Annotated in this window: 12 protein-coding genes; 10 read left to right on the top strand and 2 right to left on the bottom strand. The window is 64.8% G+C overall.

Annotated features, from left to right (window positions below):
* Window positions 1-207: 207 nt before the first annotated feature.
* From ABXS05_RS22890 to ABXS05_RS22875, 4 genes are read left to right on the top strand one after another with little or no spacing between them, the layout of a single operon-like run.
* The gene (locus tag ABXS05_RS22890; protein ID WP_311937996.1) at window positions 208-1,125 is read left to right on the top strand and encodes a carbohydrate ABC transporter permease; all 918 of its coding nucleotides are present in this window, start codon (window positions 208-210) and stop codon (window positions 1,123-1,125) included.
* Window positions 1,126-1,138: 13 nt separating this feature from the next.
* Entirely contained in the window at window positions 1,139-1,972 is an 834-nt protein-coding gene (locus ABXS05_RS22885; RefSeq protein WP_367625497.1) for a carbohydrate ABC transporter permease, read from the top strand.
* 6 nt (window positions 1,973-1,978) lie between these two features.
* On the top strand, window positions 1,979-3,025 hold the full coding sequence (locus ABXS05_RS22880; RefSeq protein ID WP_367625496.1) for a Gfo/Idh/MocA family protein: 1,047 nt from the start codon (window positions 1,979-1,981) through the stop codon (window positions 3,023-3,025).
* The gene (locus tag ABXS05_RS22875; RefSeq protein ID WP_367625495.1) at window positions 3,025-4,209 is read left to right on the top strand and encodes an ABC transporter ATP-binding protein; all 1,185 of its coding nucleotides are present in this window, start codon (window positions 3,025-3,027) and stop codon (window positions 4,207-4,209) included. The genes ABXS05_RS22880 and ABXS05_RS22875 overlap by 1 nt, the downstream gene beginning before the upstream one ends.
* A gap of 123 nt (window positions 4,210-4,332) precedes the next feature.
* Here ABXS05_RS22875 and ABXS05_RS22870 read toward each other — a convergent pair whose 3' ends face one another.
* Window positions 4,333-5,235: a LysR family transcriptional regulator gene (locus tag ABXS05_RS22870; RefSeq protein ID WP_367625494.1), complete on the bottom strand. Its 903-nt coding sequence runs from the start codon at window positions 5,233-5,235 to the stop codon at window positions 4,333-4,335.
* Window positions 5,236-5,398: 163 nt separating this feature from the next.
* Here ABXS05_RS22870 and ABXS05_RS22865 point away from each other — a divergent pair, with 163 nt between their 5' ends.
* Together ABXS05_RS22865 and ABXS05_RS22860 are read left to right on the top strand one after the other, a co-directional pair.
* Window positions 5,399-6,598, top strand: coding sequence for an MFS transporter (locus ABXS05_RS22865; protein ID WP_367625493.1), 1,200 nt, complete (start codon window positions 5,399-5,401; stop codon window positions 6,596-6,598).
* A gap of 96 nt (window positions 6,599-6,694) precedes the next feature.
* Window positions 6,695-7,228 (top strand): DUF2569 domain-containing protein, encoded by a 534-nt coding sequence (locus tag ABXS05_RS22860; RefSeq protein WP_367625492.1) that lies wholly within the window; start codon window positions 6,695-6,697, stop codon window positions 7,226-7,228.
* A 2-nt stretch (window positions 7,229-7,230) separates the two neighbouring features.
* Here ABXS05_RS22860 and ABXS05_RS22855 read toward each other — a convergent pair whose 3' ends face one another.
* A complete protein-coding gene (locus ABXS05_RS22855; RefSeq protein WP_367625491.1) occupies window positions 7,231-8,271 on the bottom strand; it encodes a carbohydrate kinase family protein in 1,041 nt (346 codons plus the stop codon).
* 526 nt (window positions 8,272-8,797) lie between these two features.
* On the opposite strand from ABXS05_RS22855, the gene ABXS05_RS22850 reads away from it, so the two are divergent.
* The 4 genes from ABXS05_RS22850 (at window position 8,798) to fdhF (ending at window position 14,319) form a co-directional block, all read left to right on the top strand.
* Window positions 8,798-9,262 carry a hypothetical protein gene (locus ABXS05_RS22850; RefSeq protein ID WP_068293965.1) on the top strand — a complete coding sequence of 155 codons (465 nt, stop codon included), beginning with the start codon at window positions 8,798-8,800 and terminating at the stop codon, window positions 9,260-9,262.
* A gap of 183 nt (window positions 9,263-9,445) precedes the next feature.
* Window positions 9,446-9,919 (top strand): formate dehydrogenase subunit gamma, encoded by a 474-nt coding sequence (locus tag ABXS05_RS22845; protein WP_105863428.1) that lies wholly within the window; start codon window positions 9,446-9,448, stop codon window positions 9,917-9,919.
* Window positions 9,916-11,469 (top strand): formate dehydrogenase beta subunit, encoded by a 1,554-nt coding sequence (locus ABXS05_RS22840; protein WP_311937979.1) that lies wholly within the window; start codon window positions 9,916-9,918, stop codon window positions 11,467-11,469. The genes ABXS05_RS22845 and ABXS05_RS22840 overlap by 4 nt, the downstream gene beginning before the upstream one ends.
* An 18-nt stretch (window positions 11,470-11,487) precedes the next feature.
* A complete protein-coding gene (fdhF, locus tag ABXS05_RS22835; protein ID WP_311937977.1) occupies window positions 11,488-14,319 on the top strand; it encodes a formate dehydrogenase subunit alpha in 2,832 nt (943 codons plus the stop codon).
* Window positions 14,320-14,445 lie beyond the last annotated feature (126 nt).

The raw sequence follows: 14,445 nt of genomic DNA, 5'->3' as shown, positions 1-14,445 counted from the left end.
CGTCTTCAGACAGCATTGTGCAGCCCCTCACCCTTACCCTCTCCCCGTAAGAACGGGGCGAGGGGGACTTTGACGCTGTTCCGTATTCGGCACGGCTATCCTCTCGCGCGACGACTGCCACTCCCTCGCCCCGTTCTTACGGGGAGAGGGTAAGGGTGAGGGGCTGCGTGACGTTTGAAAATTCGCGAGACCAGCGAGGGCAAAGCCATGACCATAGCCGAAACATCAGCCATCCCGGCCCGGCCGAAGCGCCGGGTGCCGGCCTTTTTGCCCTATCTGTTGATCAGCCCCTCGATCATCCTGCTGCTGGCCCTGATCGCCTTCCCGCTGCTCTTCGCGCTCAAGAACAGCTTCTACTTCTGGAACCTGCAGATGAGCCCGGTGCCGATGGGCTATATTGGCGGCGGCAATTACGAGATGGCGTTTTCGAACTCCTTCTTCCTGGGCGCCTTGTGGAACACGCTGCTGCTCACTTTGGTGGGCACCGCCATCGAATTCTGCCTGGGCCTGGCCATCGCGCTCTTGCTGGTGAAGAAGTTGCCCGGGCTCAATCTCGCCCGCGCCTTGCTGATCATGCCCACCACCATCGCGCCGATCGTGGTCGGCTTCCTCTTCCGCTACATGTACGATCCCAATGGAGGCCTGATCCCCTGGATGCTGTCCTCGGCCGGCATTCCGCTGCCGGCACAGGGCCTGCTCGGCTCCGGCAGCACCGCCCTCTGGGCCATCCTGTTCGCCGACATCTGGCAGTGGACGCCGTTCTTCGCCATCGTGCTCTATGCCGGCCTGCTCTCGGTGCCGCCCGACATCATCGAGGCCGCCCGCCTCGACAAGACCTCGCCCTGGGCGATGCTGGTGCGCATCAAGCTGCCGCTGATCCGCAAGACGGCGCTGATCGTGGTGATGCTGCGCTTCATGCAGCTGTTCAACACCTTCGACCTGGTGCTGGTACTGACCAAGGGCGGACCGGGCTCCTCCACCCGCACACTCGGCTACAGCCTCTACCAGCAGGGCCTCGTCGACTTCAACATCGGGCTCTCCAGCGCCATGACCTGGATGATGGTCATCATCGTCAACGCCATCATCGGCCTGTTTGTCTTCTTTGCCTTCAAAGACCTGGATTGAGGAGGAGCCGACCATGCGCAAGGGCAAGAAACTGGCCGGCACCGCGATAATCTACGCACTCACTTTGCTGCTGCTCGCCTTCTTCATCGGCCCGATCCTGTGGTTCGCCCTGCTGGCGATCCGCCCGTCCGACACCTTCTTCACCATGCCGCCGGTGCTGGCCTTCAAGCCGGACTGGACCTCGCTGCACTACACCTTCGGCGATCCCGGCAACAACCTGCCCCAGCTCGTCAACAGCCTGATCGTCGCCATCGGCGCGGTGCTGCTCAACCTGCCCTTCTCCCTGCCGGCGGCCTATGCGCTGTCGCGGTTCCGCATCCGCGGCCGCAAGAACATCATGCTCTGGTATCTCGGCCTCCTGATGGCCCCGCCCGTGGCCTTCCTGATCCCCTATTCGATCCTGGCGAGCTCGGTGGGCCTGAAGGGCAGCTATTTCTCCATGATCCTGATCATGCAGACGCTGACCATCCCCTTCTCGATCTGGCTGATGAAGAGCTTCATCGACGAGGTGCCGGTGGAGATCGAGGAGGCCGCGCGCGTCGACGGCGCCAAGACGCCGGCCATCGTGCTCAAGATCGTGCTGCCTTTAGTGCGCCCCGGCATCATCGTCACCTCGATGTTCGCCTTCGTCTTCGCCTGGAACAATGCCGCCTTTCCCCTGGTACTGGCCAACCGCGCGACGGCGACGCTGCCGGTCGGCACGCTGCAATATTTCGGCACGGCCGGCGTGACCTGGGGCTTCATCGGCGCCGCGGCGCTGGCCGCCATGCTGCCGCCGATGATCATCTTCCTCGCGCTCGACCGCTACGTCGTGCGCGGCCTCACCTTCGGTTCTGTCAAAGGATAATTGTTGATGTCTACCCAGAAATCCGCCCGTTTCGGTGTCGTCGGCGCCGGCCTGTGGGGCTCCTTCCACTGCAAGACGCTGAATGCCATTCCTGGCGCCGAGCTGGCGGCCGTATGCGACCTCAACCCGGAACGGGCCGCCGAGATGCAGCGCCAGTTCGGGGCGAAGAAGGTCTATCAGGATTTCCGCGCCCTCATCGCCGATCCCGATGTCGAGGCGGTGACGGTGGCCACGCCCGACTTCGCCCACGCCGACATCGTGCTGGCGGCCATCGAGGCCGGCAAGCACGTCATGAGCGAAAAGCCGCTGGCAACCACGCTCGCCGAAGCCGAGACCATTGCCGAGGCCGCCGCCAGGAGCGGGGTCAAGGTGATGGTGGACTTCCACAACCGCGTGAACCCCGCCGTCCACACCGCCCGGGAAACCATCGCCCAGGGGGAGATCGGCAAGCCGCTGCATGCCTCGGCCCGGCTTTCCAACACCGTATTCGTGCCCTTCGAGCTGTTGTCCTGGGCGAGCCGCTCCTCTGCCCTGTGGTTCCTCGGCAGCCATGCGGTCGATGCGCTCTGCTTCATGCTCGATGCCGAGGTCGTCAAGGTGCAGGCGATGATGCGCCGCGGCCACCTCGCCGCCCAGGGCGTCGACACCGCCGACGTTCATATCTCGCTCTTGGAATTCGACAATGGCGCCGTCGCCACTCTGGAGAACAGCTGGGTGCTGCCGCGCGACCTGCCGCTGGTCTTCGACTTCCGGGCCGAGATCGTCGGCGAGAAGGGCTCGCTGCAGCTCGATACAGCCCAGAACGGCGCCTTCCGCAAATATGCCGGCGCCGGCCTCAAGACCGCTGACCTGCTCGGAGTGACGCCCGCCGCGGGCGGGCGCATCGGCGGCTTCGTGATGGAGGCCATCGCCCGCTTCGTCGATGCCGTCACCACCGGTTCGCCCGTGCTGGCCGATGCCACCGACGGCCTCAAGGTCACCCGCGTGCTCGCGGCCATCGAACAGGCCGCCGCCAGCGGCAATGCCGTGACGCTGGCGAAGGGAGGGGTCTGATGGCGACATTGTCCTTCAAATCCGTCGGTAAACGCTTCCCCGATGGCACGCTGGCGCTCGCCAATGTCGATCTCGACATCAGGGATGGCGAATTCCTGGTGCTGGTCGGCCCTTCGGGATGCGGCAAGTCGACCTTGCTGCGCAGCGCCGCCGGCCTGGAGGACCTGTCGCAAGGCCAGGTGCTGATCGGCGGCCGCGACGTCACTAATGCCGATCCGGGCGACCGGGACGTCGCCATGGTCTTCCAGAATTATGCGCTCTACCCGCATATGGACGTCTACGAGAACATGGCCTTCGGCCTCGGGCAGCGCAAAGTGCCGCCGGCGGTGATCAAGGACAAGGTGGAAAAGGCCGCCCGCATCCTCGATCTCACCCATCTGCTCAAGCGCAAGCCCGGTGCCCTGTCCGGCGGCCAGCGCCAGCGTGTCGCGATGGGCCGTGCCATCGTGCGCGACCCACAATGCTTCCTGATGGACGAGCCGCTCTCCAATCTCGATGCCAAGCTGCGCGTGCAGATGCGCGCCGAACTCAAGCTGCTCAACGCGCAGCTCGGCGTCACCACGCTCTATGTCACCCACGATCAGGTCGAGGCGATGACCATGGGCGACCGCGTCGCCGTGCTGCGGCCGGTGGCGAAGGAGGGCGAAAGCAATCTCCAGCAATGCGCGCCGCCGCGCGAACTCTATGAAAACCCGGTCAATCTGTTCGTCGCCGGCTTCATCGGCTCGCCGGCCATGAATTTCTTCACGGTGCGCCTCGGCGAGGAGGCCGGCACTGCCTTTGCCGCGATTGCCGGCACCTCGCTGCGCCTGCCTTTGCCGGCCGGACTGCTTCAAGCCAATGCAGGCCTCGCCGCCTTCAAGGGCCGCGACGTCATTCTCGGCCTGAGGCCCGAGAGCTTCCGCCTGCCCGTTGCCGCGGGCAAAGGCCTTTCCTGCGAAGTGCTGCTTACCGAGATGACCGGCGCCGACGCCTATGTCTTCTTCGACCTGCCCGCCGCCTCGTCGGTGGCAGGGACCGGGCGGCTTGCCACCGGGTCGGAAGCGGGCGCCGGCGCGGCCAACCGCATCACCGCGCGCGTCGAGCCGGCCCGGTTGCCCGAGCGTGGCGACCATATCGAGATCGGCGTCGACATGGGCCAGGCCCGCTTCTTCGCGCCTGATAGCGGACTGGCGCTGCGATAGGTTGGAAACGCGCTCCGCCATCCCCGGCGGGCCGTAGGCCCCGGGATAGGGATCCAGGGGCCAGCGCCGCCATGATTGCCCCTGGATTCCCTTCCCTCGCTTCGCTCGTTGGGAATGACAGCTTCAGGGAGGGTCGAGGGGCGGGATCAGTTCGGCAGCCGCCATGAAATCCACGAAGACTCGCAGCTTGGGAGACAAGTGTCGGCTGGACGGCCACATCACCTGGATACGGGTGGTCGTCTCGAGATAGTCGCCGAGAACGCTGACCAGCGTTCCCGCACGCAACTGCTCCCGGACAGCCAGATCGGGGACGCAGGCAAGGCCGAGCCCTTCCTCCGCCAGGGTGATCTGCGGCTCCAGCGTGTTCATCACCATGCTGACCGGCAGCTCGATATCCAGCCATTCGCCGTCGCGGCGCAGCGGCCATTTGTCCAACTTGCCGCTGGTGCGGAAGCGATAGACCAGACAGGCATGGCGCGACAGGTCTTCGGGATGCTGCGGCAAGCCGGCCTGGCGGAAATAGCCGGGGGATCCGACGAGGGCCCTGCGATAGAAGCCAAGCGTGCGGCTCATCAGGCGGGAATCGGCCTGCTCCCCGGTGCGGATCACCGCATCGAAACCATCTTCGATCACGTCGACGAGCTGGTCGGAGAAGTCGAGCTCGAGCTCGATCAGGGGATAGAGCCGCCGGAATTCGGCCAGCTTCGACATGAAGCGCAGCCCCATCGAGGGCAGGCTGATGCGCAGCCTGCCCTGCGGGGCGGCCTGGTTGCGGGCAAGCTCGGTCTGCGCCGCCTCGAATTCGCCGAGGATGCGCCGGCAGCGTTCAAGGAAAAGCATGCCTTCCGCCGTCAAGGTGACGCTGCGGGTCGAGCGATGAAACAGGCGCGTGCCCAGCCTCTCCTCCAGGCGCGCCACCGCCTTGCTGACCGCGGAAGGCGAGATGCCCAGCCGCCGTCCGGCATCGGTGAATCCGCCGGCATCGACCGCCTGCACGAAGGCATTGAGGGCGCCCAGACTGTCCATGAGGTCTCCCGCCTCGAATATTTATGACATAAATGTCAAAAGTGTTTTGAACTATAGCCAGTTATTCGCCCTTACAAAAAGGGCTAAGGTCCTGCCCGTACGGCCGGCAAGTCGCCTCCTGTGGAGGGCCCCTTTCCATGGCCTTCCCTCGGGAGTTCTTGCAATGAGTTCGACTGTTTCGATCGGCGGCCCTTCGCCCGCCATCGATCGCCTGCCTGTCGGCGGCCTGCTGGCCCTCGCCATGGCCGGTTTCATCACCATCATGACGGAGGTGATGCCGGCGGGGCTGCTGCCGCAGATGGGCGGGAGCCTCGGCGTCTCCGACGCTGTCGCCGGCCAGTTGGTCACCACCTATGCGGCTGGTTCGCTGGTGACCGCCATTCCCTTGATGACGCTGACCCAAAGCCTGCCACGGCGGCTGCTGCTGCTCATCGCCATCATCGGCTTTGCCGCGCTCAATGCCGTCACGGCCATGTCCTCGAGCCTTTCCGTCACGCTGGTGGCCCGCTTCCTCGCCGGGGCCTGCGGCGGCCTGGTCTGGGCGCTGCTCACCGGCTATGCCGCCCGCATGGCCCCCTCCCGTCTCGCCGGCCGGGCTATCGCCCTCACCGGCATCGGTGCGCCACTGGCCTTTTCGCTCGGCGTGCCGGCCGGCACCTTCATCGGTACCCTGATCGGCTGGCGCCTCGCCTTCGGCCTGATGAGCGTGGTAGCCCTGCTGCTGGCCGGCTGGATCCTCGCCGTCCTTCCAGATTTCGCCGGCCGCCGCGGGGATCAGCGCCTGGCGCTGCGGCCCATCCTGACCCTGCCCGGCATCAGGCCGATCCTCGCCGTGATGGGGCTGTTCGTCGTCGCCCACAACCTGCTCTACACCTATATCGCGCCTTTCCTGGTGCTCTCCGGCCTGGCGGAGCGCGTGGATGTCGTGCTGCTGTGCTTCGGCCTCGCCGGGCTGGCGGGGCTGTGGGTGGTGGGCGCCTTGATCGACCGGCGCCTGCGCCTGATGGTGCTGGGCAATCTCGTCCTCTTCGGCGCCTGCGCGGTCGCTTTGGGCCTGTGGTCGACGTCTCCCGTCGTCGTGCTGGCCGTCACGGCCGTGTGGGGCATGGTCGCCGGCGGCATACCGACCCTGTTCCAGACTGCGTCGGTGCAGGCGGCCGGCGAGGCCGCCGATGTCGCGCAGGCCCTGTTCGTCACGGTCTGGAACAGTGCCGTTGCGGTGGCGGGCCTGGCCGGCGGCGCCCTGCTCGGATCTTTGGGCGCCACGGTGCTGCCCTGGGCGATGGCGTGCTTGCTGGCCTTGGCCTGGCTCACGGCCTGGCTTGCGCGGTCGTCGAGCTTTCCAAAGCCTCCTGCGATTTGACGAGCACGACAGGACCGCAAGGACGCGTTCCGTGCGGTGTTGCACAAATGAACGAGGCCGTTCGATTATGATCCCCGACGGCAGTGGGGGAACGACATGGCCAATTCAAGCGACACCATGACGGCGCAGGTACAGGATGGGCCACGGGGCATCGGCGGCTGGATGATCCTGCCCATCATCGGACTGATCGGAACCTTGGTGTTCACCAAGATCAACCTCTACGGCGTCGTCACCGAATGGGAGGGGATGAAGGCCATCATCGCCGGCGAGAACCAGACGACAGCGGCCTTGAGACTGCCGGTGGCGGCATCGCTTCTTGGAGGCTTTGCCCTGAGCGGGCTCGCCGCCCTATGCCTCTACCGGATCTTCACCCATTCACCCAGCGTGCCCCGCCTGATGACAGCCTTCTACATTGGGTTGGTCGTGATCTCATTGGCGGAGCTGGGCGGGGATTCCTATATCTCGAACCTGACCAATACGCCGAGCGATCCGACCCATATCAAGGATCTCGTCCGGGCATTGATCGCTTCGGCGATCTGGATTCCTTATTTCCACCGCTCTCGCCGTGTCGCCAATACCTTCCGCACGCGGGATGCCGCCGTCGACCGCAAGATCGGTGAAATCTTCTGACCTCAGCCGATCCCGTCGTTCCAGCCCCATTCGTCGGCAAGGGCCAGGCATTCGCGCCAGGGAGCGACGGCGTCGCAGGTCGTCACGGACCGCAGCGATGCCGCTGCTGCAGCGTGGGCGAGCGCCAGGCAGCGCCGGAGCTCCCAGCCTTCGTGGAAGCCGTAGAGAAAACCGGCAGCAAAGGCGTCGCCCGCGCCATTGGCACCGGCGATGGCCTGCTTGGGCACGCGAATGGAGGGCTGGGTAACGATATCGCCGTCCCGGGTCACGGCGACGGCGCCGGTCGGAAAATGCGCCGCCACCACCTGGCAATTGCCTGCCTCCAGGACCTTGCGTGCCGCCTTGATGCAGGCATCGACCACCGTGCGATCGTCCCGCACCGTCTCCTCCTCGCCGATCGCCCCCATCTCGCTGTCATTGACGATGAGGAGATCGAGATGGGCCAGAAGCGGACGAACCAGCTCACGCAGGCGCGCCGGCGAAGCGGTGGCCAGCTCCAGATTGGTGATGAGACCGGCCTGCTTCGCCATGCGCAGCACGGTCAGCCAGCCATTGGCATCCCCGTTCCATGGGGCATCCATCTTCTTGTGTACGCCGGGCAGGCCGAGGTGAAGGATGCGCCCTTTCGTGTCGGCGAAATCGAAATGCTCCGGCGTCATCAGCGAGGCCACACCCGGATTGAAGATGTGGGTGCGCCGGCCGCTGCGCTGGGAGGTATAGGCATCGGTGTGCAAAGTGCGGGCTTCCGGCGTCATCACCAGACGGCGGCGGTCGATGCCATAGCGGTCGGCTTCGGCATGGAGCAGGCGGCCATCCTCGTCCTCGCCGATCAGCCCCTGCGTCTCCACCCAGATGTCCGGATCGAGACGCTTGATATCGATGGCGAGGTTGCAGCCCGAACCGCCGCCGCGCGATTCCTCGTGCAGGATCTCGACGAGGCCATCCTCGCCCGGCCAATATTCAACCAGCTTGTTGCCGTCGACACACCAGGTTCCCGCCGTGACGATCCCGGAACGCGCCGAGGCTGAACGCTCACCCTGCATTTCCTCTACCCGTCGAATGTCAGGCCGGCGGCAGGACGCTCTCACGACTCACCGACGGCCCGGAGTTTATTTGTAGCGAAAAGAAACAATCAATTGCCGCCTTTTGCAATGGCGCGATTGCCGCGGCCGAGCCACGCCTGATCGCCGCTCCACGCAGGCCGTGTCCGGCATGACTCTACCCATGACTCTACCTTGGGTGGTATCGGAAGGCGAATACTTGCGGCGACTGAGGGCCTGCAGGCAACCGGCACCGTCTCCACTGCACGCAGAAGCTGTTGCCCAAGCAGGGCCTGGAATCATTCCGCCTGCTGCCCCTTCGTCCCTCGATGACAAACACGCCGTTTTATGCTATGATCTCAAGATCTTAGGCGGACATGCCTGCCAAGATGAACGCCACATGAACGGCGATGATAGCAAGAGTTCATCTGTTCTGGATTAATGGTTAACTTAAGGTAATTTCCAGGTGGAGAGGCCCTGCCGGCCCGGCTACGACGAAGGCCGGAACTCCCTCTCCGAGGAGTGTTCCATGTTTCGTAAATTGTTGGTGGCCGCGTTGGCGGCCCTTACCCTGAGCGCGGCGTCCATGACAGCGACCGCGCCGGCCGAAGCGCGCAGCAACGGCTATTTCTTTCCCCATCATGGCGGCGGCAACTGGGGCGGCGGTGGCCGCCACTGGGGCGGCGGCGGTTGGGGCGGGCGCCGTTGGGGCGGTGGCGGCTGGGGTGGCCGTCGTTGGGGTGGCGGCTGGGGTCATCGCCGCTGGTATGGCGGCGGCTACGGCCGGCGCTGGCGTGACGATGGCTGGGGCTGGGGCGCCGGTCTCGCGCTCGCTCCCCTGCTGATGACGCCGGGCCTCTATGGCGGTTATGGCGGCGGCTATTATGACGACGGCTATTATGATTATGCACCGGCCTGCCGCTGGCGGCGGGTGCGGGTCTACACCGATTATGGCTGGCGCATCCGTCGTCAGCGCGTCTGCTACCAATATTGACCTTCTTGGAGATCCGGGATCGTCCGCCGCTGCGGAACGATCCCGGATCGAACCGTCTTCCAGTGTCTCTCGTGACGAGCGGAGCTTAATAGAAGATCTCTATCGTTCGACGAAAATTGATGCTTGATCGCGTTGGAACGAGGGCACATTGTTCCTCTCTGGAACTAGTCGAAAGAGAGTGGCATGCCAGCCCACGAAGATTGGAATACCGCACGCGCGGCTGAACTCATCGCGGCAGGCCAGACGTTGGAAGGCCCGCTGCTGCCGATCCTCCACTCCTTTGTGGAAACCTTCGGCTATGTCCCCGAGCCGGCCGTCCCCATGGTGGCCGAAGCGCTCAATCTCTCCCGCGCCGAGGTGCATGGCGTGGTGACGTTCTACCATGATTTCCGCAGGGAACCCGCCGGCGAGCATGTCATCAAGCTCTGCCGTGCCGAGGCCTGCCAATCCGCCGGCTGCGAAGCCTTGGCGGATCACCTCGTCGAAAAGCTCGGTATCGAGTTCGGCGAGACAACGCCGGATGGACGCGTTACACTCGAACCGGTCTATTGCCTGGGCCTGTGCTCCATTTCCCCCGCCGCGATGATCGACGGCCGCCTGGTAGCCAGGCTCGATGCCAAGCGTCTCGACAAGGCCCTGGAAGAGGTGGTGCGATGACCATGCGCATCTACGTTCCACGCGATGCCGCCGCCATTGCCTGTGGCGCCGATGAACTCGCTGCAGCTCTCAAGGTTGCAGCGATCGCCCGCAAGCTCGATATCGAGATCATCCGTAACGGTTCGCGGGGCATGGCCTGGCTCGACCCGCTGGTGGAGCTGGTCACCCCTGAAGGCCGCATCGGCTACGGCCCGGCCGAGCCGGAAGACGCCGACAGCCTGATCGCCGCCTTCGCCGGCGACGGCGCCCATAAATTGCGGATAGGCAAGCCCGAAGACCAGCCTTTCCTCAAGCGTCAGACCCGCCTGACCTTCGCGCGCGTCGGCATCGTCGATCCGCGCGACCTCGACGACTACAAGGCCCATGGCGGCCTCAAGGGCCTGGAAAAGGCGATTGCCATCGGGCCATCGGCCATCGTGGACGAAGTCACCAAATCCGGCCTGCGTGGCCGCGGCGGCGCAGGCTTTCCGACCGGCATCAAGTGGAAGACGGTTGCCGACACTGCCGGGCCACAGAAATACATCGTCTGCAATGCCGACGAAGGCGACAGCGGCACCTTCGCCGACCGCATGCTGATGGAAGGCGACCCCTTCTGCCTGATCGAGGGCATGGCCATTGCCGGCGTCGCCACCGGTGCGACCAAGGGCTATGTCTATATCCGCTCCGAATATCCCCATGCCATCGCCGCCATGGATGCAGCCATCGAGAAGGCCCGCCGCGCCAATGTGCTCGGCAAGGGCATTCTCGGCTCGGCCCATGATTTCAACATGGAAACCCGCACCGGCGCCGGTGCCTATGTCTGCGGCGAGGAAACCTCGCTGCTGGAAAGCTTGGAAGGCAAGCGCGGTACCGTACGCGCCAAGCCGCCGCTGCCGGCCCATAAGGGCCTGTTCGGCAAGCCGACCGTGATCAACAACGTGCTCTCGCTCGCCACCGTGCCGATCATCCTGGCCGAGGGCGCCGAGCATTACCGCGATTTCGGCATGGGCCGTTCGCGCGGCACCATGCCGATCCAGCTCGCCGGCAATCTCAATTATGGCGGCCTGTTCGAGACCGCCTTCGGCATCACGCTGGGCGAACTCGTCGACGATATCGGCGGCGGCTGCTTCACCGGCCGTCCCGTGCGCGCCGTGCAGGTCGGCGGCCCCCTGGGCGCCTATTTCCCGCGCGAACTCTTCGACACGCCCTTCGACTACGAGGCCTTCGCGGCCAAGGACGGCCTGATCGGCCATGGCGGCATCGTGGTGTTCGACGATACCGTCGACATGCGCCGCCAGGCCCGTTTCGCCATGGAATTCTGCGCCATCGAAAGCTGCGGCAAGTGCACGCCCTGCCGCATCGGCGCTGTCAGGGGCAAGGAAACCATCGAGAAGATCATCGCCGGCAAGGATGTGACGCGCAATATCGCCGTGGTCGAGGACCTTTGCCAGACCATGAAGTTCGGCTCGCTCTGCGCCCTCGGCGGTTTCACGCCCTATCCGGTCCTCTCGGCTATCCGCCATTTCCCCGAAGATTTCCACGGCACGCCCCAGCGCATCGCCGCCGAATAATCGCCAAGGAGACAGTCAATGTCCCTCGTCCACGAAATCGACTACGGCACGCCGCTCTCCAAGTCGGAGAAGATGGTCACACTGACCATCGACGGCCAGGAAATCACGGTGCCCGAGGGCACCTCGATCATGCGCGCCGCCATGGAGATGGGGACGCAGATCCCCAAGCTCTGCGCCACCGACATGATGGACGCCTGGGGCTCCTGCCGCATGTGCCTGGTCGAGATCGAGGGCCGCAACGGCACGCCGGCCTCCTGCACCACGCCGGTGGCGCCTGGCATCAAGGTGAAGACGCAGACCTCGCGCCTCGCCGAGATCCGCAAGGGCGTGATGGAGCTCTACATCTCCGACCATCCGCTCGACTGCCTGACCTGCGCTGCCAATGGCGATTGCGAATTGCAGGACATGGCCGGCGCGGTGGGCCTGCGCGAAGTGCGCTATGGCTATGAGGGCGACAACCATCTCGGCCTCGACAAGGATACGTCCAACCCCTACTTCACCTTCGACACCTCCAAATGCATCGTCTGCTCGCGTTGCGTGCGTGCTTGCGAGGAAGTACAGGGCACTTTCGCGCTGACGATCTCCGGCCGCGGCTTCGAAAGCCGCGTCTCGCCGGGCATGGACGAAGCCTTCTTCGATTCCGAATGTGTCTCCTGCGGCGCCTGCGTGCAGGCCTGCCCGACGGCCACGCTCACCGAGAACAAGGTGATCGAGATCGGCCAGCCCGAGCATTCGGTGGTGACGACCTGTGCCTATTGCGGCGTCGGCTGCGCCTTCAAGGCCGAAATGCGCGGCGAGGAAGTCGTGCGCATGGTGCCCTACAAGGACGGCAAGGCCAATCGCGGCCATAGCTGCGTCAAGGGCCGCTTCGCCTGGGGTTACGCCACTCACAAGGAGCGCATCCTCAAGCCGATGATCCGCTCCAAGATCACCGATCCCTGGAAGGAAGTGAGCTGGGAAGAAGCGATCGCCTACACCGCTTCCGAGTTCAAGCGCATCCAGGCCAAGCACGGCAAGGCCTCGATCGGCGGCATCACCTCCTCGCGCTGCACCAATGAAGAGACCTATCTTGTCCAGAAGCTGATCCGCGGTGGCTTCGGCAACAACAATGTCGATACCTGCGCCCGCGTCTGCCATTCGCCGACGGGCTACGGCCTTGGCCAGACCTTCGGCACCTCCGCCGGCACGCAGGACTTCGATTCGGTCGAGGACAGCGACGTCATCGTCGTCATCGGCGCCAATCCGACGGACGGCCACCCGGTCTTCGGTTCGCGCATGAAGAAGCGCCTGCGCGAAGGGGCCCGCCTGATCGTCATCGATCCGCGCAAGACCGACATCGTGCGCACGCCGCATGTCGAAGCCGATTACCATCTGCCCCTGCTGCCGGGCACCAATGTCGCCATTGTGACGGCGCTGGCCCATGTCATCGTCACCGAAGGCCTGGTCGCCGAGGATTATGTGCGCGAGCGCTGCGACTGGGACGAGTTCCAGAACTGGGCCGCCTTCGTCGCCGATCCCAGGCATTCGCCGGAAGCAGTGGAGAAATATACCGGCGTGCCGGCCGAACTGGTACGCGGCGCCGCTCGCCTCTACGCCACCGGCGGCAACGGCGCCATCTATTACGGCCTCGGCGTCACCGAGCACAGCCAGGGCTCGACCACGGTGATGGCGATCGCCAACCTCGCCATGGCCACCGGCAATATCGGGCGCCGCGGCGTCGGCGTGAACCCGCTGCGCGGCCAGAACAACGTGCAGGGCTCCTGCGACATGGGCTCGTTCCCCCATGAGTTGCCCGGCTATCGCCACATCGCCGGCGATGAAGTGCGCCACATGTTCGAGGAATTCTGGGGCGTGCACCTGGAAAAGGAACCCGGCCTGCGCATTCCCAACATGCTCGACGCCGCCGTCGAGGGTTCGTTCCTCGGCCTCTATGTGCAGGGCGAGGACATCGTGCAGTCCGATCCGGACACCAAGCATGTCACGGCGGGCCTGGCCGCCATGGAGTGCGTCGTCGTGCAGGATCTCTTCCTGAACGAGACCGCCAACTACGCCCATGTCTTCCTGCCCGGCTCCTCCTTCCTGGAGAAGGACGGCACCTTCACCAATGCCGAGCGCCGCATCCAGCGTGTGCGCAAGGTGATGGCCCCCAAAGCCGGCTATGCCGACTGGGAGATCACGCTGCTGATCGCCGAAGCCATGGACTTCCCCATGCCCTACGAGCATCCCTCGCAGATCATGGACGAGATCGCCCGCCTCACACCCTCCTTCGCCGGCGTCTCCTACGAGAAGCTGGAGCAGGACGGCTCGGTGCAGTGGCCCTGCAACGACAAGGCGCCCGAGGGTACGCCGATCATGCATATCGACCATTTCGTCCGCGGCAAAGGCCGCTTCATGGTCACCGAATACATCCCGACCGACGAGCGCACCGGGGCACGCTTCCCTCTGCTGCTCACCACCGGCCGCATCCTGTCGCAGTACAATGTCGGCGCGCAGACCCGGCGTACCGAAAACTCGATGTGGCACGAGGAGGATGTGCTGGAAATCCATCCGCACGACGCCGAGCAGCGTGGCATTCGCGAGCATGACTGGGTGCGCCTGGAAAGCCGCTCTGGTTCGACCTCGCTGCGGGCCACCATCACCGATCGCGTGGCGCCGGGCGTGGTCTATACCACCTTCCACCATCCCTCGACGCAGGCCAACGTCATCACCACCGACTTCTCGGACTGGGCGACCAATTGCCCCGAATACAAGGTGACGGCGGTTCAGGTCATGCCTTCCAACGGCCCGTCGCAATGGCAGGAGGAATATGAGGCGATGGCGAAGAACTCGCGTCGCATCGCGGCGGAGTGAGGACAGCACCCTTCTCCCCCTGCGGGAGAAGGTCCCGGCAGGGGGATGAGGGGTCTCGTGACCTATGCAGATCATATTGCTGAAATCAGGGGTTGAGAGGTTGATCCAACCCCTCATCCGGCTTTC

It is taken from the genome of Labrys neptuniae, assembly GCF_040797145.1.
In the GTDB taxonomy this organism is placed as follows: Bacteria; Pseudomonadota; Alphaproteobacteria; order Rhizobiales; family Labraceae; genus Labrys; species Labrys neptuniae.
Note: the sequence above shows the minus strand (reverse complement) of the source record. Positions and strands in the feature narration are given on the sequence as shown.

Bases quoted from the DNA above. Each gene is read 5' to 3' on its own strand.
- ABXS05_RS22865 (WP_367625493.1), top strand. From the start codon at position 5,399: ATGAGTTCGACTGTTTCGATCGGCGGCCCTTCGCCCGCCATCGATCGC.
- ABXS05_RS22855 (WP_367625491.1), bottom strand. From the start codon at position 8,271: ATGCAGGGTGAGCGTTCAGCCTCGGCGCGTTCCGGGATCGTCACGGCG.
- ABXS05_RS22890 (WP_311937996.1), top strand. From the start codon at position 208: ATGACCATAGCCGAAACATCAGCCATCCCGGCCCGGCCGAAGCGCCGG.
- ABXS05_RS22885 (WP_367625497.1), top strand. From the start codon at position 1,139: ATGCGCAAGGGCAAGAAACTGGCCGGCACCGCGATAATCTACGCACTC.
- ABXS05_RS22860 (WP_367625492.1), top strand. From the start codon at position 6,695: ATGGCCAATTCAAGCGACACCATGACGGCGCAGGTACAGGATGGGCCA.
- fdhF (WP_311937977.1), top strand. From the start codon at position 11,488: ATGTCCCTCGTCCACGAAATCGACTACGGCACGCCGCTCTCCAAGTCG.
- ABXS05_RS22870 (WP_367625494.1), bottom strand. From the start codon at position 5,235: ATGGACAGTCTGGGCGCCCTCAATGCCTTCGTGCAGGCGGTCGATGCC.
- ABXS05_RS22880 (WP_367625496.1), top strand. From the start codon at position 1,979: ATGTCTACCCAGAAATCCGCCCGTTTCGGTGTCGTCGGCGCCGGCCTG.
- ABXS05_RS22845 (WP_105863428.1), top strand. From the start codon at position 9,446: ATGCCAGCCCACGAAGATTGGAATACCGCACGCGCGGCTGAACTCATC.
- ABXS05_RS22850 (WP_068293965.1), top strand. From the start codon at position 8,798: ATGTTTCGTAAATTGTTGGTGGCCGCGTTGGCGGCCCTTACCCTGAGC.
- ABXS05_RS22875 (WP_367625495.1), top strand. From the start codon at position 3,025: ATGGCGACATTGTCCTTCAAATCCGTCGGTAAACGCTTCCCCGATGGC.
- ABXS05_RS22840 (WP_311937979.1), top strand. From the start codon at position 9,916: ATGACCATGCGCATCTACGTTCCACGCGATGCCGCCGCCATTGCCTGT.